17 protein-coding genes and 3 pseudogenes are annotated in these 25,081 nt (G+C 71.1%); 10 read left to right on the top strand and 10 right to left on the bottom strand.

The genetic code is table 11. From position 1 onward, the window contains the following. The first annotated feature begins 6 nt into the window (after window positions 1-6). The 3 genes from AB0927_RS09735 (at window position 7) to AB0927_RS09725 (ending at window position 2,968) form a co-directional block, all read left to right on the top strand. Entirely contained in the window at window positions 7-1,380 is a 1,374-nt protein-coding gene (locus tag AB0927_RS09735; RefSeq protein WP_366666995.1) for an MBL fold metallo-hydrolase, read from the top strand. A 70-nt stretch (window positions 1,381-1,450) separates the two neighbouring features. Then, a complete protein-coding gene (locus AB0927_RS09730; RefSeq protein ID WP_366666994.1) occupies window positions 1,451-1,606 on the top strand; it encodes a hypothetical protein in 156 nt (51 codons plus the stop codon). 75 nt (window positions 1,607-1,681) lie between these two features. Continuing rightward, window positions 1,682-2,968: an MFS transporter gene (locus AB0927_RS09725; protein ID WP_366666993.1), complete on the top strand. Its 1,287-nt coding sequence runs from the start codon at window positions 1,682-1,684 to the stop codon at window positions 2,966-2,968. On the opposite strand, the gene AB0927_RS09720 is transcribed toward AB0927_RS09725, so the two are convergent. Further along, window positions 2,943-4,010 carry a sodium-dependent transporter gene (locus AB0927_RS09720; protein ID WP_366666992.1) on the bottom strand — a complete coding sequence of 356 codons (1,068 nt, stop codon included), beginning with the start codon at window positions 4,008-4,010 and terminating at the stop codon, window positions 2,943-2,945. The two genes, AB0927_RS09725 and AB0927_RS09720, sit on opposite strands and share 26 nt — an antisense overlap. A gap of 90 nt (window positions 4,011-4,100) precedes the next feature. After that, window positions 4,101-4,496, bottom strand: coding sequence for a hypothetical protein (locus AB0927_RS09715; protein WP_366666991.1), 396 nt, complete (start codon window positions 4,494-4,496; stop codon window positions 4,101-4,103). Window positions 4,497-4,782: 286 nt separating this feature from the next. On the opposite strand from AB0927_RS09715, the gene AB0927_RS09710 reads away from it, so the two are divergent. From AB0927_RS09710 to AB0927_RS09690, 5 genes are all read left to right on the top strand, one after another. Further along, window positions 4,783-6,012: an FAD/NAD(P)-binding oxidoreductase gene (locus AB0927_RS09710; protein ID WP_366666990.1), complete on the top strand. Its 1,230-nt coding sequence runs from the start codon at window positions 4,783-4,785 to the stop codon at window positions 6,010-6,012. Between the two features lie 95 nt (window positions 6,013-6,107). Next, the gene (locus AB0927_RS09705) at window positions 6,108-7,466 is read left to right on the top strand and encodes an MBL fold metallo-hydrolase (protein WP_366666989.1); all 1,359 of its coding nucleotides are present in this window, start codon (window positions 6,108-6,110) and stop codon (window positions 7,464-7,466) included. Window positions 7,467-7,512: 46 nt separating this feature from the next. After that, window positions 7,513-7,878, top strand: a complete 366-nt coding sequence (locus AB0927_RS09700) for a rhodanese-like domain-containing protein (protein WP_366666988.1) — start codon at window positions 7,513-7,515, stop codon at window positions 7,876-7,878. After that, a complete protein-coding gene (locus tag AB0927_RS09695; protein ID WP_366666987.1) occupies window positions 7,875-8,624 on the top strand; it encodes a sulfite exporter TauE/SafE family protein in 750 nt (249 codons plus the stop codon). The genes AB0927_RS09700 and AB0927_RS09695 overlap by 4 nt, the downstream gene beginning before the upstream one ends. A 131-nt stretch (window positions 8,625-8,755) precedes the next feature. Next, entirely contained in the window at window positions 8,756-9,331 is a 576-nt protein-coding gene (locus AB0927_RS09690; protein WP_366666986.1) for a rhodanese-like domain-containing protein, read from the top strand. An 88-nt stretch (window positions 9,332-9,419) separates the two neighbouring features. Here the strand turns inward: AB0927_RS09690 and AB0927_RS09685 are convergent, their stop codons facing one another. The 7 genes and pseudogenes from AB0927_RS09685 to AB0927_RS09655 form a co-directional block, all read right to left on the bottom strand. Then, a complete protein-coding gene (locus tag AB0927_RS09685) occupies window positions 9,420-11,252 on the bottom strand; it encodes an endo-1,4-beta-xylanase (RefSeq protein ID WP_366666985.1) in 1,833 nt (610 codons plus the stop codon). Between the two features lie 13 nt (window positions 11,253-11,265). Continuing rightward, window positions 11,266-12,042: pseudogene (locus AB0927_RS09680) on the bottom strand (cellulose binding domain-containing protein); the annotation flags it as partial. A gap of 27 nt (window positions 12,043-12,069) precedes the next feature. Next, window positions 12,070-12,759 (bottom strand): annotated as a pseudogene (locus AB0927_RS09675) (hypothetical protein); the annotation flags it as partial. Window positions 12,760-12,863: 104 nt separating this feature from the next. Next, complete coding sequence (locus AB0927_RS09670; RefSeq protein WP_366666984.1) at window positions 12,864-15,674, bottom strand: glycoside hydrolase family 48 protein; 2,811 nt, start codon at window positions 15,672-15,674, stop codon at window positions 12,864-12,866. Window positions 15,675-15,844: 170 nt separating this feature from the next. Further along, window positions 15,845-17,911 (bottom strand): glycoside hydrolase family 6 protein, encoded by a 2,067-nt coding sequence (locus AB0927_RS09665; protein WP_366667109.1) that lies wholly within the window; start codon window positions 17,909-17,911, stop codon window positions 15,845-15,847. A gap of 164 nt (window positions 17,912-18,075) precedes the next feature. After that, complete coding sequence (locus AB0927_RS09660; protein ID WP_366667108.1) at window positions 18,076-20,007, bottom strand: cellulase family glycosylhydrolase; 1,932 nt, start codon at window positions 20,005-20,007, stop codon at window positions 18,076-18,078. A 758-nt stretch (window positions 20,008-20,765) separates the two neighbouring features. Next, window positions 20,766-21,794 carry a LacI family DNA-binding transcriptional regulator gene (locus AB0927_RS09655; protein WP_366667107.1) on the bottom strand — a complete coding sequence of 343 codons (1,029 nt, stop codon included), beginning with the start codon at window positions 21,792-21,794 and terminating at the stop codon, window positions 20,766-20,768. A gap of 477 nt (window positions 21,795-22,271) precedes the next feature. Here AB0927_RS09655 and AB0927_RS09650 point away from each other — a divergent pair. Further along, window positions 22,272-22,754: pseudogene (locus tag AB0927_RS09650) on the top strand (GAF domain-containing protein); the annotation flags it as partial. Between the two features lie 265 nt (window positions 22,755-23,019). Next, a complete protein-coding gene (locus AB0927_RS09645) occupies window positions 23,020-23,514 on the top strand; it encodes a PP2C family protein-serine/threonine phosphatase (protein ID WP_366666983.1) in 495 nt (164 codons plus the stop codon). A 52-nt stretch (window positions 23,515-23,566) separates the two neighbouring features. On the opposite strand, the gene AB0927_RS09640 is transcribed toward AB0927_RS09645, so the two are convergent. Beyond that, on the bottom strand, window positions 23,567-25,063 hold the full coding sequence (locus AB0927_RS09640; RefSeq protein WP_366666982.1) for an MFS transporter: 1,497 nt from the start codon (window positions 25,061-25,063) through the stop codon (window positions 23,567-23,569). Window positions 25,064-25,081: the final 18 nt, after the last annotated feature.

Genomic DNA, 25,081 nt, shown 5'->3' with positions numbered 1-25,081 from the left:
CACCCCGTGCACTTCGCCCAGCACTACCTCGACTGCCTGTCCCAGGCCTCGTACGTCATCGGCGACCCCACCAGCGGCAAAGCGGTCGTGATCGACCCCCGCCGGGACGTGGACGAGTACGTCGCGGACGCCGAGGCGCACGGGTTCACCGTCGAGGCGGTGATCAACACCCACTTCCACGCGGACTTCCTCGCCGGCCACCTGGAGCTGGCCCAGCGCACCGGCGCCTGGATCGGCTACGGGCGGCGCGCCGTGACCGAGTACCCCATCCGGAAGCTCGCCGACGGCGAGCGGATCTCCCTGGGCGAGGTCACCCTCCAGATCCTGGAGACGCCGGGCCACACCCCCGAGTCGATCAGCATCCTCGTCTTCGAGAAGCCCCAGGACACCGTCCCCTACGGGGTGCTCACCGGCGACGCCCTGTTCATCGGCGACGTCGGCCGCCCCGACCTGCTCGCCTCCGCCGGCGTCACCGCCGAGGAACTGGGCGCGATGCTCTACGACAGCGTCCACCACAAGCTGATGGCCCTGCCCGACGAGGTCCGCGTCTTCCCCGCCCACGGCGCCGGCTCCTCCTGCGGCAAGAACCTCTCCACCGAACTCCAGTCGACCATCGGCAACCAGCGCCTGACCAACTGCGCCTGCCGGCCCATGGACCAGGACACCTTCGTCCGGCTCGTCACCGCGGGCCAGTCCGCCGCCCCCGGCTACTTCTCCTACGACGCCGACCTCAACCGCCGTAACCGCGACCTGTTCCAGGCCGTCGAGAGCGCCCCCGCGCTGGACGCGGACGAGTTCGCCCGCCTGCACACCGCGGGCGCCGTGGTGCTCGACGCACGCGACCAGTTCGAGTTCGCCGCGGGCCACCTGGCCGGCTCGGTCAACGTCCCGCTCGACGGCCGCTTCGCCGAGCAGGCCGGCAGCGTCCTCACCCCCGAGGACGAGATCCTCATCGTCGCCCCCGAGGGGCGCGCCGAGGAGACCGTCACCCGTCTCGCCCGCATCGGCTTCGACCGCGTCCACGGGTACGCGGCCGATCCCGCGCGGCTCTTCCTCGCCCACCCCGACCAGACGCGCCGGGCCGGTCGGCTGACCGCGGACGCCTTGCGCGAGGAGCTCTCCTCCGCCCGGCCCCCGCTGGTGCTGGACGTGCGCAACTGCGGCGAGCGCGAGGACGGCCGCTCCATCGAGGGCGCTCTGCACATCCCCCTGGCCGAGCTGGCCCAGCGCCTCGACGAGATCCCGGCCGAGGGCCGTCTGGTGGTCCACTGCGCGGGCGGCCACCGCTCCTCCATCGCCGCCAGCCTCATCCGGCACAGCGGCCGCACCGACGTCTACGACCTGCTCGGCGGATACGGCGCCTGGGAACCGGCCGCCTGACCCGCCGGCCCATGTAGACAACACAGACGAACGCGAACAACAGAGAAGTCAACGACGAGGAGAGTCACCCATGTGCCGACGCATCGCCTGCCGAACCTGCGGCAAGGCCACGTACGAGGGCTGCGGGAACCACGTGGACCAGGTACTCGCGGGCGTGCCGCAGTCCCAGCGGTGCGCCTGCCCGCCCGCGCCCAAGCGCTCCTGGTGGCCCTTCGGCCGCCGCTGATCACCGGCCACGACGACGAGGGGGCACGGTGATCACCGTGCCCCCCGCCCGCACCCCCGATCCTGGAGAACCTCCGTGAGCCGCGCCGACGCCCCCCTCGTACCGCCCGCCGCCGAAAAGCGGGGCGACGGCGTCCGGCTCGGGCTGCGCGCGAACTGGCCGCAGTTCGCGCTGCTCGTGGTCGTCAACGTCTGCGTGGGCGGCCTGGTCGGCCTGGAACGCACCACCGTGCCGCTCATCGGCGCCGACACCTTCGGCCTGACCAGCGATCTGGCCGTCTTCTCCTTCATCATCGCCTTCGGTCTCACCAAGGCCCTCACCAACCTCGCCGCCGGCGCGCTCACGGCCCGCTTCCGCCGCAAGCAGCTCCTGCTGGCCGGCTGGCTCCTCGGCGTGCCCGTCCCCTTCGTCCTCGCCTGGGCGCCGTCCTGGGGATGGATCGTCGCCGCCAACGTGCTGCTCGGACTCAACCAGGGCCTGGCCTGGTCCATGACCGTCAACATGAAGATCGACCTGGTAGGGCCCGCCCGCCGGGGCCTCGCCACCGGTCTGAACGAGGCGGCCGGCTACACCGCCGTCGGCGTCACCGCCCTGCTCACCGGCTACCTCGCCACCGCTTACGGCCTGCGCCCCGTCCCCGAACTGATCGGCGCGGTCTTCGTCGTCGCGGGCCTCGCCCTCGCCCTGGTCGTGCGCGACACCGCCGCCCACGTCGCCCTCGAACTGGCCCGGCACACCGAGCCACTGCCCAGCGGCGAGAGCACCGGCGTGGCCGCGGTCTTCGCCCGCGTCTCCTGGCGCCACCGCTCCCTGCGCGGGGCGAGCCAGGCCGGGCTGGTCAACAACCTCAACGACGGCCTCACCTGGGGCGTCTTCCCGCTGCTCTTCACCGACCACGGCCTCGGCCTGGCCGCCGTCGGCCTCATCAAGGGCCTCTACCCCGTCCTGTGGGGCCTCGGGCAGATCCCCACCGGCCAGCTCGCCGACCGCGTCGGCCGCAAGCCCCTCATCGTCACCGGGATGCTCGTCCAGGCCGCCGGTTTCCTCCTCGCCCTCGCCCTGCTGGACACCCCGCTGCTCGCGGGCCTCCTGTCCGCCGTCGCGCTCGGCATCGGCACCGCCATGGTCTACCCGGCGCTCATCGCCTCCGTCTCCGACCACGCCCACCCCGCCTGGCGGGCCAACGCGCTCGGCACCTACCGCTTCTGGCGTGACATCGGCTACGCCGCCGGCGCCCTGGTGGCCGGCGTCCTCGCTGACGCGTTCGGCCTGCGGACGACCGTGCTCGCGGCCGCCGCCCTCACCGCGGTCTCCGGTCTGCTCGCGGCCCGCTGGATCACCGAACGGCGCGCCGGCCAGTGACCGTCCGGCACGGCGATACGACGGTTCCCCTCGCGACGGCGCGGTGGGCCGCGACCTTCTGCACCAGCCCGTAGACCAGGACCGCCAGCAGCGCGTGCGGCTGCCCCGGCAGCGCCTGTACGACGACGACCGCGCTGACGCTGACATTGCTCATGCCGCACGCCAGGGTGACCGTGGCCCCGGCGGCGGGCGGCAGGCGCAGGACACGGGCGGTGAGCGAACCGGCGAGGAAGGCCAGCCGGCAGGCGCCCCACCCCACGGCGACGCAGAGCACGACGGCCGTCCAGGGCTCGTCGCGCAGCACGGGAACCGCGGCGGTCGCGTTGGCGTAGGTCAGCGTGAGCATCGCCGCCATCGCCGTCAGCGGTGCCCCGGCGAGCAGGCGTCCCGTGGCGGAGCGGGGCACGGTCCTCCGGGCGAGCAGGCCGAGCGCGCAGGGCAGGGCGACGGCACCGGTGAGCAGCGCCCGCGCCTGGCCGGCCGCGCTGTCCACCAGCGCCCGGGTGCGGACGGCCGACGGCAGGACATGGCCCAGCAGGTCCAGCGTCGCGGGCATGGTCAGGGGGCTGAGCAGCGCGGAGAGGAGGACGACGGCCAGCAGGGCGGTGACCTCGCCGTCCCGGCCGAGCCAGACCGTCGCGGCGGCGGCCACGGGGGCCGCCGTGACCAGCGCGACGGCGGCGGCCAGGCCGCCGGCCGGCCCCCGCAGCCCGGCGCCGTACACCACCAGGGCGGTGACCGGCGCCAGGACGAACGCGGTCAGCAGATGCGCGGCCAGCCCCGCGACCACGACCTTGGGCTGCCGGGCGGCGGCCAGGGCCCGCCCGGGCGCCACCTGGAAGGCGGCAGCGAAGAGGATGACGAACAGCGCGACGGCGGACGCGTCGAGGCGCAGCCCGAGGAGGCCGATCGCGGCCCCCCGCAGCCGAGCACCGGGCCCGGGCACGAGCAGGGCGAGCAGGTAGCAGACGAGGACGGCCGGGCCCAGCCGCCGGTGGATCCGATCGGACAGCCGACTGCCCAGGGCAGGACGAGCGGGCATGAGGAGTTCCTTGGTGTGCCGCGGGCGGTTTCAGGTACGCGAAAAGGTGCGACAGGCACCCCCCTAGAGGCACCCGCCACCTGGAGCGCCCTACACCCTGAGCGGCGGTTCCGGACAGCCGTCAGGGGGCCGCCGGGACGACGGCGGCGGTGGGGACGGCAGCGGCGCGCTCGCGGGCGCGCCGGGGTGCGAGCCGTGCGGGAGGCGCACTTGGGCTCGCGGGGCGGGGGCCGGCGCGGCGACCGTCTTGGCGCCATGGCACCGGGTGCCCGCCGGCTGCCGCGTGTCCGCCGCCACGGCCTGGGGCGCGGCCGTGGCATACGCCCGGTGCGAGGAGTCCGGGGCGGATCCGGCCAGGGCGCGCATGCGCGGGCAGCCGCCGAGCGCGGCGGCGAGGACGGCGCAGACGAGCGCGGCGGCGAGGAGGGCCGCCCAGACGGGGCGCGCGCACGCCGGTGGCCTCGGCTCCTCGTCCCACAGACGCACGCCTCGGACGCTACGACGCCCGCGCGGACACCGGGCGTGCGCCGCGCGCGACGCGCCGCCGCGTCCCCTCGCACGGGTCCACGGCGGGCGCGGCAGGCCCTGGATTTACCTCTGGGGCAAATACCCGACGGGGTATTTGACCGTCTCGCCGGACGGTCATAGCTTCGGTCACGGAAACCCCCGGGGGTATTTGAGGAGACAACCAAATGATGTGCGCGGCGCGACCCGCACACCGGCACAGCCCTCGGCCCCACGGCTCCAGAGCCGGTACAGGAAGGACTCCACCATGGCCGCCAGCCCCACGCCCGACACCGAGACGATCACCGGCCGGCACCGCGTCGCCATCATCGGCGGCGGCAGCGCCGGAATCAGCGTCGCCGCCCGGCTGCGCCGTGCGGGTGTCACCGACATCACGCTCGTCGAGCCGTCCGACAGCCACTGGTACCAGCCCCTGTGGACCCTGGTCGGCGGCGGCCAGGCATCCCTGCGCGGCACCCGCCGCGCCGAGGCCGCCGTCATCCCCGACGGGGTGCGCTGGATACGCCGGCACGCCCTCGCCGTCGATCCCGACGCGCACACGATCACCCTCTCCGGCGGCGCCGCGCTCACCTACGAGTACCTGGTCATGGCCCCCGGACTGCAACTGGACTGGGACGCCGTGCCCGGCCTCGCCGAGGCGGTGGGACACGACCGGGTGTCCAGCAACTACGCGCCCGAGTACGCCCCGCGCACCTGGGAGCTGATCAGGAACATGCGCTCCGGCACGGCCGTCTTCACCCACCCGGCCACGCCGCTCAAGTGCGGCGGGGCGCCGCAGAAGATCGCCTACCTGGCCGCCGACCACTGGCGCAGGCGCAAGGTCCTGGACCGCATCCGGATCATCCTGGTCATCCCCGACGCCACCCTGTTCAAGGTGCCCGAATGGGGCCGCGTCCTGGAGCGGGTGGCCGACCGGTACGGCATCGAGGTGCGGCTGAGGTCGGAGATGACCGCCGTGGACGGCGACCGCCGCGAGATCGTCGTCACCGACCACGCCGGCGGCCGGGCGGAGACCGTCCCGTACGACCTCCTGCACGCCGTGCCCCCGCAGAGCGCGCCCGACTGGGTCAAGCGGAGCCCGCTCGCCGATCCCGCCGCCGCGCTGGGGTTCGTCGCCGCCGACAAGCACACCCTGCGGCACCCGCGGTACCCGGACGTGTTCGCGCTCGGCGACGTGGCGAACCTGCCCACCTCGAAGACGGGCGCCGCAGTGCGCAAGCAGGCCCCGGTGGTCGCCGCCAACCTGCTCGACGTGATGGACGGCCGGACGCCGACGCACCGGTACGACGGCTACACGTCCTGCCCGCTGGTGACCGCCCGCGACCGGATGCTGCTCGCCGAGTTCGACTACGACCAGCGGCCCCGGCCCACCTTCCCGCTGATCGACACCTTCAAGGAACGGCGCGACATGTGGGTCTTCAAGCGGTACCTGCTGCCGCAGATCTACTGGCGCGGCATGCTCACCGGCCGCCTCTGACGCTCCCGTCCCGCATGAGTACGGAATACCCCCTGGGGTACTCGTGTTATGGTCTACATATACCCCGGGGGGTAATCATCGAAGGGAACGTCTCCGTGTTCTTCATCGACACCATCGAGCTCGAGGGCCTCGGAAACCGCAGCTACCTGGCCGGTGGCCGGCAGGGGGCCGTGGCGGTGGACCCGCCGCGCGACTTCGACCAGGTGCTCGCGGCGGCGGTGCGACGCGGTGTGCGGATCACCCACGTGGTGGAGACCCACATCCACAACGACTACGTCACCGGCGGCCTGGAGCTGGCCCGGGTGACGGGCGCCGCCTACCTGGTGCCCGCCGACGCGCGGGTGTCCTTCGCCCGGGTGCCGGTGGCCGACGGCGACACCGTCACCGTCGACGACGCGCTGGAGCTGCGGGCGGTCGCCACCCCCGGCCACACCCCCCACCACACCTCGTACGTGCTGCGGGAGCAGGGGCGGCCGGTGGCGGCGTTCACGGGCGGTTCCCTGCTGATCGGCACCGTGGGCCGGCCCGATCTGGTCGAGCCCCGCCTGACCGAGCATCTGGCCCGCGCCCAGCACGCCTCCGCCCACCGCCTGGCCGCCGAGCTGCCGGACGAGACGTCCGTACTGCCCACCCACGGCTTCGGCAGCTTCTGCTCCTCCGCGCAGGCCGAGGGCGACTCCACCACCATCGGCAAGGAGAAGTCGGCCAACGCCGCACTCACCACGGACGTCGACTCCTTCGTCGCCGAGCTGCTCGCCGGGCTCGACGACATCCCCGCTTACTACACGCACATGGGCCCGGCCAACGCCGCGGGTCCCGCGCCGGTGGACCTCACGCCGCCTGCCGTCGCCGACGCCCGGGAGATCGCGGCCCGGCTCGCGGCCGGCGAGTGGGTCGTGGACCTGCGCAACCGGGTCGCGTTCGCCGAGGGCCATGTCGCCGGGTCCTTCAACTTCGAGGCCGACGGCAAGATCGCCACGTATCTGGCGTGGCTGATCCCGTGGGGCAAGCCGGTCACGCTGCTCGCCGAGTCCCCCGAGCAGCTCGCCGCCGCCCAGCGCGAGCTGGCCCGGGTCGGCATCGACCGGCCCGCCGCCGCGGCGACCGGTGCGCCCCGGGAGTGGGTGACCGACGGCGAGGACCTCGTCTCCTTCCCCCGCTCCACCTTCGCCGGCCTGGCCGGGCGCGGCACGGACGGCATCGTCGTCCTGGACGTACGCCGCGACTCGGAGCGCGCCGGCGGACACATCGAGAACTCCGTCCACATCCCGATCCACGAGCTGCACACGCGGCTGGACGAGATCCCGGCGGGCACCGTCTGGGTGCACTGCGCCGGGGGCATGCGGGCCGGCATAGCCGCCTCCCTGCTGCACGCGTCCGGCCGGGACGTGGTGGCCGTCGACGACGGCTTCGAATCCGCCACCGCCGCCGGACTGGCCGTCGTGGCCGGGTGAACGACTCCCCCGCTCTGATCCATCCGTTTTCCTGAGAGGTTGAGTGATGTCCCTCCTCCCCCGTGACGAGGACCGCGTCACCGTCGCCGAGGGCGTCCGGCACACCCGGGGCGACGGTGCCCCGGCCGTGCTGCTGGACGTGCGCGAGCAGCACGAGTGGGACGCCGGGCACGCGCCCGGCGCCGTACACGCGCCGCTGTCCGGCCTGGTGGCGGGCGCCGCGCTGCCGAGTGCGGCGCAGGCCCGGCCGCTCGTGGTCATCTGCCGCAGCGGACAGCGCTCGCAGCAGGCCGCCGAACTGCTGGCCGGACACGGCGCGCGGGCGGTGGACGTCAAGGGCGGCATGCGGGAATGGGCCGCCGCCGGTCACCCGGTCGTCGACGAACACGGGAACAACGGCTCGATAGCATGACCGCTCTGATCCTCGCGCTCGTCGCCGGCGCCGTCATCGGCCTGGCCCTGGGCGGCCTCGGCGGGGGCGGCAGCGTCCTCGCCGTACCCGCCCTGATCTACCTCCTCGGCTTCACCACGGCCGAGGCGACGACGGCCAGCCTGGTCATCGTCACGCTCACCTCGGTCACCGCGCTGACCGGGCACGCACGGGACGGCAACGTCGCCTGGCGCACCGGGCTGCTGTTCGCCGCGGCGGGCATCGTGCCCGCGATGGCCGCCGGGGCCGCCGCCGGCCATCTGCCCCAGGCCGTGCTGACCGTCGCCTTCTCGCTCATCGCCGCGCTCGCCGCCCTGCGGATGCTGCGCCCCGCCCGCACCGCCTCCGAGTCCGGCGCCGGGGTCAACCCGGGCAAGGCCGGAGCGGTGGGGGCCGGTCTCGGCGCCGTGACCGGGTTCCTGGGCGTGGGCGGCGGCTTCCTCGCCGTACCGGCGCTGGTCAGCGTCCTCACGCTGCCCATGCGCCGCGCGGTCGGTACCAGCCTGCTGGTCATCACGATCAACTCGCTGGCCGCGCTCGGCGCCCGCGCCGGCACCGGAATGCACCTGGACTGGGCGGTCATCGCGCCGTTCACCGCGGCGGCCATGCTGGGCGCCTGGGACGGCAAGCGCCTGGCCGAGAAGCTCAAGGGCAAGACGCTGCAACGCGTCTTCGCCTGGGTACTGCTCGCGGTCGCGGTCTTCATGCTCGCCGACGTACTCGTGTGACCTCGCCTTCACAGAGCCCTGGCACAGTGGACAGCGCCGGGCGCCCGGACAGGGCCACCTGCCACAACCCCCACCCCATGGAGCACACCGCGGCTCCGGACGCCCTCGACAACACAAGGACGACATCTGCCATGACCCTCACCACCCTCGCTCCCCGCCAGGCCCAGGACCGTCTGCACGAGCTGATCGTGATCGACGTCCGTACCCCGGGCGAGTACGCCGGCGGTCACATACCCGGCGCCCTGAACATCCCCCTGGACCAGCTCGACCGCGCGCTGCCCGAGATCCGCGGCGCCGCCGAGCGCGGTGAGGTCCTCGTGGTGTGCGCCTCGGGTGCCCGTTCCGAGAACGCCTGCCGGCAGCTCGCGGAGAAGGGCGTCCACACGGCGACCCTCGCGGGCGGCACCGGCGCCTGGGCCGCCCAGGGCCACGAGCTGGACCGTCCCCTGGCGTGCGACGTCAAGGCGACCTGGAGCATGGACCGCCAGGTCCGTCTCACCGCCGGCTCGATCGTCCTGGCCGGACTGGCGCTGGGCGAGTTCGTCCACCCGGCCTTCCGGCTGCTGTCCGCCGGCGTCGCGGGCGGTCTGATCTTCTCCGCCGTGACCAACACCTGCGGCATGGCCGCCATGCTCGCCAAGCTGCCCTACAACCGGCCCGCCAAGGCCGACCTGGACGCGACGCTGGCGCGCCTGCGCGGCCTCTGACCGTTCGCCGGGTACGCCGCCGCCCAGTACGCCGCCGCCCTGGCGCGGGCGTTGGCGTACTGGGCGGAGCTCTCGGTGCCGCCAGTGCTTACGGTTCGATGCCGCTCGCGAGGGTGCCGCCGACGTACGCGGTCACCTTCGTCACATCGGCGTAGGCGGTGTTGGTCGCGTAGCTGTAGTCGTCGCTCTCGCTGAAGTTCGACCAGTCGGTCTTGCTCACCCGGTTCTGGATGTCCCCGGTGTTCGCCCCCGCGGCGAGGGAGCCCGCGCCGGAGGTGAACCCGATCTCCAGGTAGTGGTCCGCGCCGGCCTTCGGCGAGGACAGGGCGACGACCTTCTGGGTCACGTTCGCACAGCCCACGGCCGCGTAGTCGCACCACGCGCTGAAGGTGGAGGCGCCGCCGTCACCGGTGAAGTAGTAGCGGATCGTCACCTTCGACAGATCCACCGCGCTGCTGCCGGTGTTGACGAGACGCAGGCCCGGCTTGACCTGGTTGTCCGTCGGCGCGCTGTCGTTGTTCTTGTACTGCACCTTCACCGCACCCGTGCCCGGAGTGCCACCGCCGCCGCTCGCGGCCGTCGTCGCCGTCACCGCGCTCGACGCCGCCGACACGTTGCCCGCGGCGTCCTTCGCCTTCACGGTGTACGAGTACGCCGTCGACGCCGTGAGACCGGAGTCCGTGTACGACGTCGAGGTGGAACTGCCCACCTTCGTGGACCCCCGGTACACGTCGTACCCGGTCACACCCACGTTGTCCGTGGCCGCCGACCAGGTCAGCGACACGCTCGAACTGGTCGTCCCCGACACCGTCAGGCCCGACGGCGCGGAGGGCGGCGTGGTGTCCGTGCCGCCGCCACCGCCGCCGCCGAGGGCGGTCTGGACCGCGGCGTACGCCGGCTTGGTCTGGAGATTCTCGTCGTACAGGCAGGCGGCGCCCTCCCCCTGGAAGGTGCCCGGCACCCAGGAGTACTTGTCGTCGAAGTCCCACACGGTGATGCCGACACAGCGGGAGACGGCGAGGCACGCGTTGGTCACCTGGCGGTAGTAGTCGGCCTGGGTCGCCAGTTTGGTGCTGTCGGCGGGCATCTGCATGCGCACGTCCAGCTCGGTGAACGCCACGTCGAGCCCGAGGGCGGCGAAGCGCTGGAGGTTCTGCTGCATGTTCGCCGGCATCGAGTACTGGATCGCCAGGTGTCCCTGGAAGCCGATGCCGTCCAGCGGCACGCCCTGCTTCTTCAGGTCGCTGGCCAACTGGTACATGGCGTCGGCCTTGGCGCTGGAACCCTCGATGTTGTAGTCGTTGATGTACAGCTTGGCCGTGGGGTCGGCGGCATGCGCGGTTTTCAGCGCGTCCGCGATGTAGTCCTTCCCCATGGCGTTGTAGAAGGCGTCGGTCCGGTAGGTGCCGTCGTCGTTGAAGGGCTCGTTGACCACGTCCCAGGCGTAGACCTTGCCCTTGTAGTGGGTGGCCTCCTTGGTGATGTGGTTCTCCATCGCCGCTTGTACCTGGCTCGACGGAAGGCTGCTCACCCAGCCGGGCAACTGGTTGTGCCAGACCAGGTTGTGGCCGCGCACCTGCTGGTTGTGGGCCTGGGCGAACGAGACGATCGCGTCACCACCGCTGAAGTTGAACTGGCCCTGCGTGGGCTCCACGGTGTCCCACTTCATCGAGTTGCCCGGCGTGATCGAGTCGAACTCGCTGCCCAGGACGGCGGTGTAGGACGAGTCGTTGAGTTCCGAGTTGTCGGTGGCGGAGCCGAAGTAGCGGCCCTGGGCCTCGGCGAGCTGGGCCAGGGTGGAACCCGCGGCCTGGGCGGCCGGGGCGGCCCCGACGGCGAGCAGACCGAAGCCGGTGCTCACCAGCGTGGCCAGCGCGACCGCGAGCCCCCCACCGCGCAAGGGGTGCAGAATTGATCTCACCGCTGTCTCCTTGTCAGTTGGGTTCGGTGCCGCCGGCGAGGGAGCCGTTGACGTACACGGTCACCTTGGTGGCATCGGCGTACGCGGTGTTGGTCGCGTAGCTGTAGTCGTCGCTCTCGCTGAAGTTCGACCAGTCGCCCTTGTTGATCCGGCTCTGGATGTCACCGGTGTTCGCACCCGCCGCGAGCGAACCGGCGCCGGACGTGAAGCCGATCTCCACGTAGTGGTCCGCACCGGCCTTCGGCGAGGACAGCGCGACGACCTTCTGCGAGACGTTCGAGCACCCGACGGCCGCGTAGTCGCACGAGGTCAAGAAGGTGGACGAACCACCGTCACTGGTGAAGTAGTAGCGGATCGTCACCTTCGACAGGTCCACCGCACTGCTCCCGGTGTTGACGAGACGCAGACCCGGCTTGATCTGGTTGTCCGTCGGCGCGCTGTCGTTGTTCTTGTACTGCACCTTCACCGCGCCCGTACCCGGAGTGCCACCGCCGCTCGCGGCCGTGGTCGCCGTCACCGCGCCGGACGCCGCCGACACGTTGCCCGCGGCGTCCTTCGCCTTCACGGTGTACGAGTACGCCGTCGACGCCGTGAGCCCGGAGTCCGTGTACGACGTCGAGGTGGTGCTGCCCACCTTCGTGGACCCCCGGTACACGTCGTACCCGGTCACACCCACGTTGTCCGTCGAGGCGTTCCACTTCAGCGACACACTCGAAGCCGTCGTCGCGGACACCGCCAGACCCGTGGGCGCGGACGGCGCGGTCGTGTCGGTCGTACCGCCACCACCGCCGGAGCCCTTGGTCGCGCTGAACGAGAAGCTGTTGCTGGCCAGGCCCTGGCCGCCCTGCCAGATCTCGAATCCGGCCTCGGCGTCGATCAGGTAGTGCGCGGGGTTGATGGAACCGCGCCCGACCGCGTCGTTGATCAGCGCCTTGACGTCGAGGTTGCTGAACGAGGTGCCGCCGCCCTGGAGGACGTAGGAGATGATCTTCCAGGAGGTCTGCTGCCCGGTCCAGACGTCCCAGCCGTGGCCGGCGACGTTGGCGGTGGCGGTCTGGCTGCCGAACGGCTGGACGCTCCCGCGGTGGTTGAGCCAGATCATCACCTCGGTGCCGTCCGGCTGGCCGTCCGTGGTCGGCGTCGAGTTGAACCAGAGGTCGTACGCGACGTCATAGGCGCCCGACGCCGGCTGCGTGGTCGACCAGGAGGTGGTCGCGCTGCCCAACTGGCTCACCTGGATGGGCAGTCCGCTGCCGGTGGTGCAGGCACCCCAGTGGCAGCCCTTGTAGACCGAGGGGTAGGTGGCCGGGGCGCCGTTGGTGGGCACGTTCAAGTTCGCCTGCGTGAGGGACCACGCACCCGTGGTGTCGTCGATGCTCACGCACTGCGTGTCCGACGAGTTCCATTCGTTCTGCTGGTAGATGTACTCCCCGCCCTGGAGCGATGTGGTCCCCCACTGCGTGCAGTCCGACGTCGTACTGGCCGACGCGGGCTGGGTGACGACCATGAGCGCACCGAGCAGCATGGCGGCCAGGGTGCCCGCCCATGCGGCCGCGCGCAGCCGCCTCCACGATGACAGCATGTGTGTGCTCTCCTTCTCTCCTCGGCGGATCACGGCTCGGTGCCCCAGGCGAGGGTGCCGTTGACGTACGCGGTCACCTTGGTGGCGTCGGCGTAGGCCGTGCCGGTGCCGTAGCTGTAGTCGTCGCTCTCGCTGAAGTTCGACCAGTCGGTCTTGCTCACCCGGCTCTGGATGTCACCGGAGTTCGCCCCCGCGGCGAGGGAACCCGCGCCGGAGGTGAACCCGATCTCCAGGTAGTGGTCCGCGCCCGTCTTCGGCGAGGACAGGGCGACCACCTTCTGCGTCACGTTCGACGCGCCGACCGCCGCGTAGTCGCACCAGGCTCCGTAGGTGCTCGCGCCGCCGTCGCCGGTGAACCAGTACCGCAGGGTGACGGTCGACAGGGCCAGCGCGGTGCTGCCGGTGTTGACCACGCGCAGGCCGGGCTTGATCTGGTTGTCCGTCGGCGCGCTGTCGTTGTTCTTGTACTGCACCTTGACCGCCCCGGTGGTGCCGCCGCCGGTGCCGGCCTTGGTGGTGGCGGTGACCGCGCTGGAGGCCGCCGAGACGTTCCCGGCCGCGTCCTTCGCCTTGACCGTGTAGCTGTACGCCGTCGAGGCCTTGAGCCCCGAGTCGGTGAAGGACGTGGTGGCCGCGCTGCCCGCGAGGGTCCCGCCCCGGTAGACGTCGTAGCCGGCCACGCCCACGTCGTCGGTCGACGCGGTCCAGGTCAGCGAGACGGTGGTGTCCGTGGTCGCCGACACCGCGAGGTTCGTGGGCACGGTCGGAGGCGTGGTGTCCCCGGTGCCACCGCCCCCGGGGGCGCCGACGATCAGCTCGGCGTAGACCGCGTAGGCCATGGCGATGTCGGCCTGCGCCCAGAAGCGGTGGTAACTGAAGGTGGGCGCCGATCCACCGTTCAGATACGCCTGGACCTTGGGCCAGTCCGGGTCCTGCTTGTACCAGGAACGGATGGAGATGAAGGTCGAACTGGAGTTGATCGGGTCGCCGTTGGGCATCTTGCCCGACCAGCCGGACGGGACGTACACCGGGTCGGCGAACCGGCTGTAGTCCTTGCGGATCTCCGGGGTGGTGATGCCCTTCGGGTCGGCGAGGCTCGCCATCGCGTCCAGCAGCTTCTTGGCGAGGTCGGCGGAGGCCGTGTCACCGGACTTGGCGGCGTAGTAGGTGAGCGTCTTGATGTAGGCGGCGGCCACCCCGGTGTCGCTGCTGTAGTCCACGACCGACACGTGCAGGCCGGTGTTGGCGGCCGGGCTGCTCGGGTTCCACGTGTTGGGCTGTCCGGTCCAGTTCAGCGTGGCCGGGATCTGGAAGCCGGTGGCCGAGACGGTGGTCTTGGAGGAGGCCCAGGCCACCCACTTGTCCAGGATCGCCTTGGCGGCGGCGTTCCCGGTCACGTAGTAGTACTCGGCGACCCGCTCCATCGACCAGGCCTGGAAGCCGAACCAGTTGTTGCTCGGCGGGTCGTGGTAGACCGGCTCCCAGTCGTAGGCCATGCCGTAGAACGTCGGGCTGCCGGCCGGCGGGGTGCCGTACTGTCCGTCCCAGCTGTTGGTCGCGCCGCCCGCGATGGCGCCCTCGGCGGACTGAAGCCACTGGTAGAACTCCAACTGCCGCTGGAGACTCGTGGTCCAGTCGCTCTTCGCGGTCGGCGACTTCGGGGTGAGGCTGGGCACGTTGGCCAGCGCCCAGGCGGCCAGCGGGTTCTGGTAGCCCTGCGCGGCGGTGCCGTCCCCGATCCGCCAGGCCCAGCCGCCGCCGTTCTCCGCGCCGCCCCAGGCGTAGTACCAGGCCAGCAGGTAGTGCTCGGAGTCCCGCCCGGTGCCGGCGGCGCAGCTCTTCGGGTCGGTGCAGTTGCCGATCTTCTTGAAGTACTTGTCGAACAGGGAGTAGCGCAGGTAGTCGCCCATCTTGGCGGCCTTCGCCACCGAGGCGGAGACCGCGGAGGCGTTGCCCTGGGCGGAGGCCCACCGGTAGGCCCAGTACGCCGCCTGCACCGCGCGGGCGTCGGCGTCGGGGGCGTTGGTGTACTTCCACTGCTGGGAGTAGCTGCTGTCCTTGACGAACAGGTCGAGATACCCGTTGGGACCGCCGTACTTGAACAGGTCGGTCGTCGGCTGCGGGACCGTCTCCCACACCGACTCCTGGGCGCCGCGCTGGTAGCTGTTGATGTACGACGGCCCGGTCGCGGTCGGTCCGTTCTCGGCTCCGGTGCCCGGCGTGTTGCCGTAGCCGTAGACGTTGTCCACGTCCATCAGCCAGTGCATGCCGTACACGTCCGGTGTGCCGTAGGCCGAGTTCAGCTCGCTCGCGATCGGGTCCTGGCCGGAGGTGACCGTACTGTCCAGCGCCGAGGGGTACTTGTTGACCTCGGGCCACTCGGGGATGTAGGTCGCCGGGGAGCTCGGGTTGTAGGAGCTGTTGCTCGGCTGGTCGGTGTGGGTGGGGATGATGTACTTCTCGGCGGTGGCCCACGCGTTGTTGAACGGCGTCCAGTTGCCGGTCACCCGGCCGTAGGTGGCCTCCAGCCAGAACCAGTAGCTGAACGCCTCCGAGGTGGTCTGGTGGCCGTGGTCGGGGGCCTCGACGATCAGCGTCTCCACGCTGTGATAGGGGATGCCTTCGTCGCTGAAGTAGCCGTTCGCCGGGTCCTTGATCTTGTTGTACTGAGTCAGGAACGCGGTGGTGTACGGGTCGTCGGCGGCCGCCTTGGGGGACGTGGTGGCGGGCTTCTTGGCCGAGGGCGCCGCGCTGGCGAGCGAGGGCGAGACGGTTGCCGCGAACAGAGCTCCGCCGACCGCGGCGGCGAATCGTCTGCGGGAAAAACCGGGAGCGGACATGGCTTCTCCTCAAGGGAATGGGGATCCTGCGGACGGGGGGTCCGAAGGGAGCGGGAGGAGCCGGAGCATGGCGCCACCCCTGATGGGCGCCATGCTCCGGAAACCCGGCCGCGGCCCGGAGCGGGGCAGGCGGGGCGGGGCGGCCGGGCTGCTGCGGGGAGAGCCTCGGGTTACGGCTCGATGCCGCCCGAGAGGGTGCCGTTGACGTACACGGTCACCTTGGAGACGTCGGCGTACGCGGTGTTGGTCGCGTAGCTGTAGTCGTCGCTCTCGCTGAAGTTGGACCAGTCGCTCTTGTTGATGCGGCTCTGGATGTCACCGGTGTTCGCACCCGCGGCGAGGGAACCCGCGCCGGACGTGAAGCTGATCTCCACGTAGTGGTCCGCGCCCGACTTCGGCGAGGACAGGGCGACGACCTTCTGCGAGACGTTCGAGCAGCCGACGGCCGCGTAGTCGCACGAGGTCGAGAAGGTGGACGAACCACCGTCACTGGTGAAGTAGTAGCGGATCGTCACCTTGGACAGGTCCACCGCGCTGCTGCCGGTGTTGACGACGCGCAGACCCGGCTTGATCTGGTTGTCACCCGGCGCGCTGTCGTTGTTCTTGTACTGCACCTTGACCGCGCCGGTGCCCGGGGTGCCACCGCCACCGCCGCTCGCGGCCGTGGTCGCCGTCACCGCGCTGGAAGCCGCCGACACGTTGCCCGCGGCGTCCTTCGCCTTCACGGTGTACGAGTACGCCGTCGACGCCGTAAGGCCGGAGTCGGTGTACGACGTCGAGGTGGAGCTGCCCACCTTCGTGGACCCCCGGTACACGTCGTACCCGGTCACACCCACGTTGTCCGTCGAGGCGTTCCACTTCAGCGACACACTCGAACTGGTCGTCGCGGACACCGCCAGACCCGTGGGAGCGGACGGCGCGGTCGTGTCGGTCGTACCGCCACCACCGCCACCGCCACCACCGGAGATGGGCGGGTAGGCGTTCTGCAGCAGCTGCTGGAACTCGGCGGAGAACCAGTGACCGGCCAGCGGGGCGTTCGGCAGGGCACCGGTCGGGTTGTTGCCGTTGCGTGCGTTGCCCCCGTAGGTCGGGTCGCACATCTGGTCGAAGCCCTTGCCCTCGCTGTTGTCGACGGCCTGGCTGGAACCGTCCGACTCCCCCGGGGGCTTGACCCACACGTAGGCGTCGATACCGGAGGCCGGGGCCGCGGTCGGCCGCTCACCGAGGCCGGCACCGCTCTGGTTGCACCAGTTGCCGGCGTGGATCCGGCGGTCGATCCGGCCGCCGTTGACGTAGTCGTCCACGGAGGTCGTCGGGCCGGGGCCGCTCGGCCGGGCGGAACCGCCCCAGCCGTTGCGGGAGGTGTCGATCAGCATCCCGATGCTGGAGCTGAAGCCCTTCGACACCAGCATGCTGCGCAGCCCCTGGGCGTAGGACTGCTCGTCGACGTACTGGTTCCAGTCCACCCACTTCGACTGGCGCACCGTGGTGCCGTTGACGCTGTCGGTCACCTTGAAGTTGGGCTCCACGGTCGCCGAGTAGTTGGCCGTGTTGACGATGAAGCCCTGCACGTCGTCGACCGTGGCGCCGGCGGTGTTGGCGGCCTTGTAGAACTCGTCCGCGGACGGGCCGAGGTTGGTGTCCCAGCCCAGCCAGCCGTGGTGGCCGGCGTCGATGTAGTTGTACACGTTCGGGATCGCGCCCAGGTGGTTCAGCGCGTAGCCGACGCCGGTCTCGTAGTTGCCGTTCGCCTTCATCGTCTCGCACTGGGTCGTCGACCCGTCGGTGCCACCGGCGTTGGTCACCAGGTTCGGCAGCGAGTCGGGCTCGACCACGTTGACGATCCGCAGGTTGGCGTAGGCCGGGTCGGCGAGGATCTTGGCGATCGGGTCGATGTACTCGGTCTCGTACCGGCCGATGTCGGTGGGGCCCAGCTCGCCGTTGGAGGCGAGCGCGGAGCAGTCCCGGCCCGGCAGGTCGTAGATGACCAGGGTGATCAGGTTGGCGCCCTGGGACACGGCCTTGTCGAGGTGGGCCTTCAGACCCATCTTGCCGCTGGTGCCCTGGATGGCCGAGATGCTGTCCAGCCACACCGCGGTCGGCGTGTTGGAGATCGCGCTGCCGCCGGGCTCGGCGGCGGCGTTCGCGGACCACTCCGGGTTCACATAAGCCTTAGCGCCCACATAGGGGTTGTCCACCCGAGTGGCGGCCGAGGCGGTCGGGGCGTTGAGCGTCATGGCCAGCGCGGAGCTCAGGGCGAGCGCCGACACCACCGCGAATCCGCGGGTGAGCCTGGATCTCGGGGGAGGCGGAGACTTCTTCACCAAGGTTCCTTCCGTGGGGTTGTGTGGCGCGCGGTGCCGCCGTACGGCACACCGCGCGCCGTTGGGGGAGGGAGAACTCAGGGTTCGATGCCGCCGGCGAGGGTCCCGTTGACGTACACGGTCACCTTGGTGGCATCCGCATAGGCGGTGTTGGTCGCGTAGCTGTAGTCGTCGCTCTCGCTGAAGTTCGACCAGTCGCTCTTGTTGATCCGGCTCTGGATGTCACCGGTGTTCGCACCCGCGGCGAGCGAACCGGCGCCGGACGTGAAGCCGATCTCCACGTAGTGGTCCGCGCCCGACTTCGGCGAGGACAGCGCGACGACCTTCTGCGAGACGTTCGAGCACCCGACGGCCGCGTAGTCGCACGAGGCCGAGAAGGTGGAGGCACCGCCATCGCCGGTGAAGTAGTAGCGGATCGTCACCTTGGACAGATCCACCGCACTGCTCCCGGTGTTGACGAGGCGCAGACCCGGCTTGATCTGGTTGTCACCCGGCGCGCTGTCGTTGTTCTTGTACTGCACCTTCACCGCGCCGGTGCCCGGGGTGCCGCCACCGGAGGCCGAGGTGGTCGCCGTCACCGCGCCGGAAGCAGCCGACACGTTGCCCGCGGCGTCCTTCGCCTTCACGGTGTACGAGTACGCCGTCGACGCCGTAAGGCCGGAGTCCGTGTACGACGTCGAGGTGGTGCTGCCCACCTTCGTGGACCCCCGGTACACGTCGTACCCGGTCACACCCACGTTGTCCGTCGAGGCGTTCCACGTCAGCGACGCACTCGAAGCCGTCGTCGCGGACACCGCCAGACCCGTGGGCGCGGACGGCGCGGTCGTGTCGGTCGTACCGCCACCGCCACCGCCGCCACCGGCGAACCCGGGTGCCTTGACGGACGCCAGATAGCCGTCCTTGGCGGTGTCGACCGTCTGCCAGTCGTCCTTGAGGACGCCGCCGGTGTCACCGGAGTCGGGGTTCCAGCACCAGAAGGTCCACTGGAAGCTGTCGCCGCCGTACTGCGAGGTCGGCCGGAGGTAGTCGACCAGGGCCTTCAGCCAGGTCTGGTCGGTGGCCGACTGGAGCGTCGTGCCGAACTCGCCTACCCAGACGGGAGCGATGTTGTTCTTGAAGAGGTAGCCCCAGTGCTTGTCCCAGATGCCGGGCATGTTGCTCGGGAAGGACGGGTCGCTGAACCAGGGCTGGTTGGCGACGCTGGTGGCGTAGTCGTGGGCCGAGTAGACCACGCGGTTGGCGACGTCGAGCTGGACCGGGTAGGTGCCGGCGCCCTCCAGGTTGCCGCCCCACCAGGTGGAGTCGCCGTTGTACGTCTGGATGCCCTCGACGAAGATCAGCATGCTGGGGTTGACCGACAGCACCGCGTTGCCGCCGCGCTGGGCCGCGAGCCGCCAGTCGATGCTGGTGTCACCGCAGCCCCAACAGGCCGGATCGTGCGGCTCGTTGTGCAGGTCGATCCCGACGACCGTGGGGTTGTTCGCGTAACGGCTCGCCAGGGACTTCAGGTTGGCGATCCAGGTCGACTCCGGGACGCTGCTGGTGTACCACAGCGCGCTCTGGCCGCTGGAGTCCGGCCGGTGCCGGTCGAGGATGACCTTCAGGCCGATCTGCCCCGAGTAGTCCACGATCTTGTCCAGGACCTGAAGGGAGTTGAGCCCCTGGAGGTCGGTGTTCTTGCCGCTGGAGAAGTCGATGCTGGACGGCATCGTGCCGGACTTGAAGATGTCATCGGAATAGGGGATGCGGAGCGTGTTGTATCCCGTCGCGGCGATCTGGTCGAGCATGCTCTTGTAATCCCGCGACCACAGGCCATGGACCACGTGGATGTCGGTCTCGAACCCGAACCAGTTGATCCCGGCGATGCGCACCGAGTTGCCGTTCGCGTCCAGGATCTGACGGCCACTGGTGTGCCAGTAGCCCGCTCCCGCGGTGCCCGCCGCCCGCGCGGGCGCCGTACCGGCCAGAGTGGCCAGCAGGGCGAGCAGGATCGCGGCCACGGTGCCCATGACCGTATACCGCCGAGGTGGGCCCAGGTCCGCAGGTCTCATGGCAGCCAGCTCCTCTTCGTATCGCGTTGCTCCGACTGACAGCGCTGCCGCGCCGTGCCCCAGGCCGGGCCGCGGTGCGGTTGGAACGCGGTTCGCGTGCGGTTCGTATGCGGTGCGTACGTGGTGGTGCTACGCCGGGGAGCGCCACCCGGGTGCGAACGGACCGGAGGCCTCCGCCACCTGGTGCCGCGGTGGCCAACTCCGGGTTGCTTCCAAGGGGTTGAACGTGGGAGCGCTCCCAACAGTTGAGGAAAGTAACAACTCGAAACAGCGCTGTGAAGGGGCCCGGCGAAACCTGGGCGCAATGGCGTGTTCACGTTCCCCCTCGGCGCGGGGGTCGGCGGGCTCGACGGCGGCGGGTCACCACCGTCCGAGACGGCGTGGAACAGGCCACATCCGGCGGCTATGCGGAACGGCGCGATGCCCTGCCGCCGGGATTCCGCCACGAGCCGTCGGGGCGCCGGCCGCCGCGCGGAGCCGGAAGCAAGACGGAGAAACAGCCATTCGGCAATTGCACGGACGGCGGCGCCCCCGCGCCGCGCCCCGCGCTCCCCGGCTCGGCGTACGGGGGCCGGAGCGGGGCCCCGACGGCATGCTCAGGGCCTTTCCTCCGGATCGGACCGGCTCAGGCGACGGTGCCTTGCGGCCGACCCGAGACCCGCGACCGCCGACAAAATCCGAAGGCAAGCCCCCCGAAGGAGGTCACGCGACGCCCTTCAGGCGGACTCGCGCAGCACCATGTCCGTGGACAGCACCACATGGCGCCGGATGCCGGTGCGGGACTCGATCTCCTCCAGCAGCACCCGCGCCATGGTGCGGCCCATCTCCTCGGTCGGCTGCCGCACGCTGGTGAGCGGCGGGTCGGCGTGCCGGGCCACCGCGGAGTCGTCGAAGCCGACCAGTGCCACGTCCTCGGGCACGCGCCGCCCCGACTGGCGCAGGACGTGCAGGGCTCCGCTGGCCATGACGTCGGAGGCGGCGAAGACCGCGTCGAGGCCGGGGTGCCGCTCCAGCAGGGCCCGCATGGCGGCGCGGCCGCCCTCCTCGGTGAAGTCGCCGTGGGCGACCAGCGAGGTGTCGCCGCCGAGGCCCGCGGAGTTCATCGCCTGGGTGTAACCGTCGAGCCGGCAGCGGGCGACGTACATGTCCAGGGGGCCGGTGATGGTGGCGACGGTCCGCCGGCCGAGCCCCAGCAGGTGCTCGGCGGCCGACCGCGCGCCGCCGACGTTGTCGGCGTCGACGTAGGACATCCGTTCCCGCTCGGAGCGCCGGCCGTTCAGCACGGTCGGCACCCCCAGCCGCTCCAGCAGGCCGGGCAGCGGGTCGTTCTCGTGCACGGACACCAGCAGCACGCCGTCCACGCGGCGGGCCTCCAGGTGCTGGGCCAGGCGCTGGCGTTCGCGCGGGGTGCGGATGAGGGTGAGCAGCAACTGCATGTCCGTGTCGGCGAGTTCGGTGCTCACGCCGCGGACGATGTCCAGGAAGTACGGCTCGGCGCCGAGCCGCGTCTCCGGCTCGGGGATGACCAGGGCGACCGCGTCCGTGCGGTCGGCGGCCAGCGCGCGGGCGGCACGATTGGGCACGTAGCCCAGTTCCGCGATCGCCGCCTGCACCGCCGCCCGCGCCTGGTCGCTCACGTGCGGGGAGCCGTTGACCACCCGCGAGACCGTGCCCCGCCCGACACCGGCCCGCGCGGCCACCATCTCCAGGGTCGGCCGGCCGCCCCGTCCCCCGCCCGCAGCCATCGCGCCCTTGCCCGTCCCCATGGATGACAACCCGTCAGTAGCCAACTCGAAGTGTTCGTTCCCTTGACACGCCTGCGGGAACGGTGGACCTTCATTATGCCAATCTGGGAGCGCTCCCACGGGAGCGCTCCCAGATAAATGCCGTTTTCATCGAGCCGAAGCCCGCGCGACCCGAGTGAACGCACGGTTCCGGAGGGACACAGGGGCGTGAGGTGCGGGCCGTACGGGGCACCGTCGCGGGGTGCCGGTCCGGGGTGATACGCGCCTGCCGCCGTCGCCGGGTCGCCATCAAGGGACGAACCCCCGCATAGGGGCACGATCGGAGGGAAGACGGACAGCGGATGTCGCTCCCGTCGTGCCGGGAGGTGCTCGTCATGCCGGAGGATCCACAGTGGCCGGACGCGATGGCCGGGAGTCCGGTCCCCGGGCTGGAGGGGATGGACCTGCGGCCGGACGCGATGACGCCCGAGGAGCTGGGTGCCCGGGTGCGGCGGCTGGCGCTCGGACAGCGCCGGCTGCGGCGACTGCTGGACGCGGTGGTGGCCATCAGCGCGGACATGGAACCGCGTGCGGTGCTCCAGCACATCATTGAGGCGGCCGCCGACCTGGTCGGCGCGCGGTACGGCGCGCTGGGGGTCCTCGGCCGGGACGGTGAGTTCACCGACCTGGTCACGGTGGGCGTGGACGAGGAGCGGATGCTCGCGGCCGAGGGTTCCCCAGGGGCACGGCCTGCTGAGCGGGCTGGTCGCGGAGCGCAAGCCGATGCGCGTCGACGACATCCAGGCCGATTCCCGCGCGGTCGGCTTCCCACCCTGCCACCCGATGATGACCACGCTGCTGGGCGTACCCCTGACCGTGCGCGACACCGTGTACGGCAATCTCTACCTGGCGGACAAGAAGGACGGCGCGCCGTTCACCGACGACGAGGCCATCCTGGCCGCCCTGGCCGGCGCCGCGAGCGTCAGCATCGAGAACGCCCGGCTGTACCAGGAGCTCAAGCGGGCGGCGATGCACTTCCAGGAGCGCATGCTGCCGGCCCTGCCCGACCTGAGCCCGCTCGCGGCGGAGATCCGCTACGAGCCGGCCTCCGAGGTGCCCCGCGTCGGCGGGGACTGGTGCGACGCGGTGAACCTGCCGGACGGCGCCACGTCCGTCGTGGTCGGCGATGTCACCGGTCACGCCGTGGCGGCCGCCCCGTACATGTCGCAGGTCCGCAACATGCTGCGTGCCCCTGGTCTTCGACCACGGGGGGCCGCCCAGCCTGGTCGTCTCCAGGCTGGACCGCGCCCTGACGACCTTCGCCGAGCCGCCCACGGCCACCCTGGTGCTCGCGCGCCTCGAACGCGCCGGCGGGGAGTACCTCCTGCGCTGGAGCAACGCCGGGCATCCCCCGCCGCTGCTGCTCGACGCGGACGGCGCCCGTTTCCTCTCCCCGGACCACCATGGGATTCCGGTGGGCGTCGACCCCGCCTTCCCCCGCTACGACCACGAGCACCGGCTGTCCGCAGGCAGCACCCTGCTGCTGTTCACGGACGGACTGGTGGAGCGCCGGGACCAGGACATCGGGGCGAGCCTGGCCGCGCTGGCCGAGCAGGCCGTGACCCTGCGCGACGCCCCGCTGGAGCGGCTGCGCGCCGAGCTGGTCACGGGCCGCGGTCAGCTGTTCGACGACGATGTCACCCTGCTCGCGCTGCGCGTGCCGGACCACCGGGCGCGGTGAGCCCGGTGGTCCGGGAGAAGGCGGTGGTCCGGGAGGACCGGTCGTGGGCCCGTCAGAACTTCGGGTCGGGTGACTGGGACCTGACCAGTTCCGCGGCCTCCGCCTCCGACTCCACGGACGGCGGGGAGCCGTCCAGCGGCTTGTTCGCCGTCTCCTTCATGCACAGGACGGCGATGACACCCACGGCCGCGGCGCCCATGGCGTAGAAGGCCGGCACCAGGTTGGTGTGGAAGACGCCGATCAGGGCCGTGATCACCAGCGGGGTGGTGCCGCCGAAGAGCGAGGCGGAGAAGTTGTAGGCGACCGAGAGGGAGCCGTAGCGGACGTGCGTCGGGAAGATCGCCGGGAGGGCCGCCGACATCGTGCCGAGCATGGCCACCAGGGACAGGCCCATCAGCAGCAGGCCGAGGGCGATCAGCGCGACGGAGCCCTGCCGGATGAGCAGGAACGACGGCACGGAAAGGACCAGGAAGCCGAGCATCCCCGTCATCAGCAGGGGTTTACGGCCGAAACGGTCCGAGAGGCGGCCGACCTGGTTGATGACGCACATCTGCAGGACCATCACGATCAGCAGGATCAGCAGCCCGTGGTTGGTGTCGTAGCCGAGTTCGTCCGAGAGATAGGTCGGCATGTACGACAGCAGCATGTAGTCGGTGATGTTGTACGCCGCCACGAGCGCGACGCACAGCAGCAGCGGCTGCCAGAAGCGGGTGAAGATCCTGCCGAGGTCGGCGGCGGCCGAGGTCTCCACCGGGTCGGCGGCCTCGGTCGCCCTGGCCTGGCCGCCCTCCAGCTTCTGGAAGGCGGGCGTCTCGTCCAGTTTGAGCCGCAGATACAGGCCGATGAAGCCGAGCGGGGCGGCGACCAGGAAGGGGATGCGCCAGCCCCAGTGCAGCATCTGCTCGTCGCTGAGGACGCTGGTCAGGGCGACGACGAGGCCGGACGCGCCGACGTACCCGCCGAGCGTGCCGAACTCCAGGAAGCTGCCGAAGTAACCGCGCCGTTTGTCGGGCGCGTACTCGGCGATGAAGGTGGACGCACCGCCGTACTCCCCGCCGGTCGAGAAGCCCTGCACCAGACGGAAGAAGATCAGCAGGGCCGGGGCCCACATGCCGATGGCGGCGTGCGTGGGGATCAGCCCGATGGCGAAGGTGCCGATCGCCATCATGATCATGGTGAGGGCGAGGATGGTCTTGCGGCCGATCTTGTCGCCGAGCGGCCCGAGGACCATGCCGCCGATGGGCCGCACCAGGAAGGCCACCGCGAAGGTCGCGAAGGTGCTGAGCAGCTGGGCGGTGTGGTTGTCCGAGGGGAAGAAGACCTTCCCCAGGGTCGCGGCCAGATAGCTGTAGATACCGAAGTCGTACCACTCCATCGCGTTGCCGAGCGCGGCCGCCTTCGTGGCGCGTTTGACCGCCGGTTCGTCGGTCACGGTGATGTCGCTGCGGCGCAGCTTCGGATGGCGCCGTTTCTCGATGGCCCGGAAGAGCATGCGGTGGCGTCTGACCGCGGCGGGGTCCACCGGGCCGTCGTGGTCAGTCGCCGTCATCACGGTGTTCCTTTCGCC

The sequence above is a fragment of the Streptomyces sp. NPDC048106 genome (assembly GCF_040706415.1).
Taxonomy (GTDB): domain Bacteria; phylum Actinomycetota; class Actinomycetes; order Streptomycetales; family Streptomycetaceae; genus Streptomyces.
Note: the sequence above shows the minus strand (reverse complement) of the source record. Positions and strands in the feature narration are given on the sequence as shown.

Excerpts from the sequence above, each read along its gene's own strand:
- AB0927_RS09730 (WP_366666994.1), top strand. The coding sequence starts at position 1,451 with ATGTGCCGACGCATCGCCTGCCGAACCTGCGGCAAGGCCACGTACGAG.
- AB0927_RS09720 (WP_366666992.1), bottom strand. The coding sequence starts at position 4,010 with ATGCCCGCTCGTCCTGCCCTGGGCAGTCGGCTGTCCGATCGGATCCAC.
- AB0927_RS09710 (WP_366666990.1), top strand. The coding sequence starts at position 4,783 with ATGGCCGCCAGCCCCACGCCCGACACCGAGACGATCACCGGCCGGCAC.
- AB0927_RS09700 (WP_366666988.1), top strand. The coding sequence starts at position 7,513 with ATGTCCCTCCTCCCCCGTGACGAGGACCGCGTCACCGTCGCCGAGGGC.
- AB0927_RS09695 (WP_366666987.1), top strand. The coding sequence starts at position 7,875 with ATGACCGCTCTGATCCTCGCGCTCGTCGCCGGCGCCGTCATCGGCCTG.
- AB0927_RS09690 (WP_366666986.1), top strand. The coding sequence starts at position 8,756 with ATGACCCTCACCACCCTCGCTCCCCGCCAGGCCCAGGACCGTCTGCAC.
- AB0927_RS09670 (WP_366666984.1), bottom strand. The coding sequence starts at position 15,674 with ATGTCCGCTCCCGGTTTTTCCCGCAGACGATTCGCCGCCGCGGTCGGC.
- AB0927_RS09665 (WP_366667109.1), bottom strand. The coding sequence starts at position 17,911 with ATGACGCTCAACGCCCCGACCGCCTCGGCCGCCACTCGGGTGGACAAC.
- AB0927_RS09660 (WP_366667108.1), bottom strand. The coding sequence starts at position 20,007 with ATGGGCACCGTGGCCGCGATCCTGCTCGCCCTGCTGGCCACTCTGGCC.
- AB0927_RS09655 (WP_366667107.1), bottom strand. The coding sequence starts at position 21,794 with ATGGCTGCGGGCGGGGGACGGGGCGGCCGGCCGACCCTGGAGATGGTG.
- AB0927_RS09640 (WP_366666982.1), bottom strand. The coding sequence starts at position 25,063 with ATGACGGCGACTGACCACGACGGCCCGGTGGACCCCGCCGCGGTCAGA.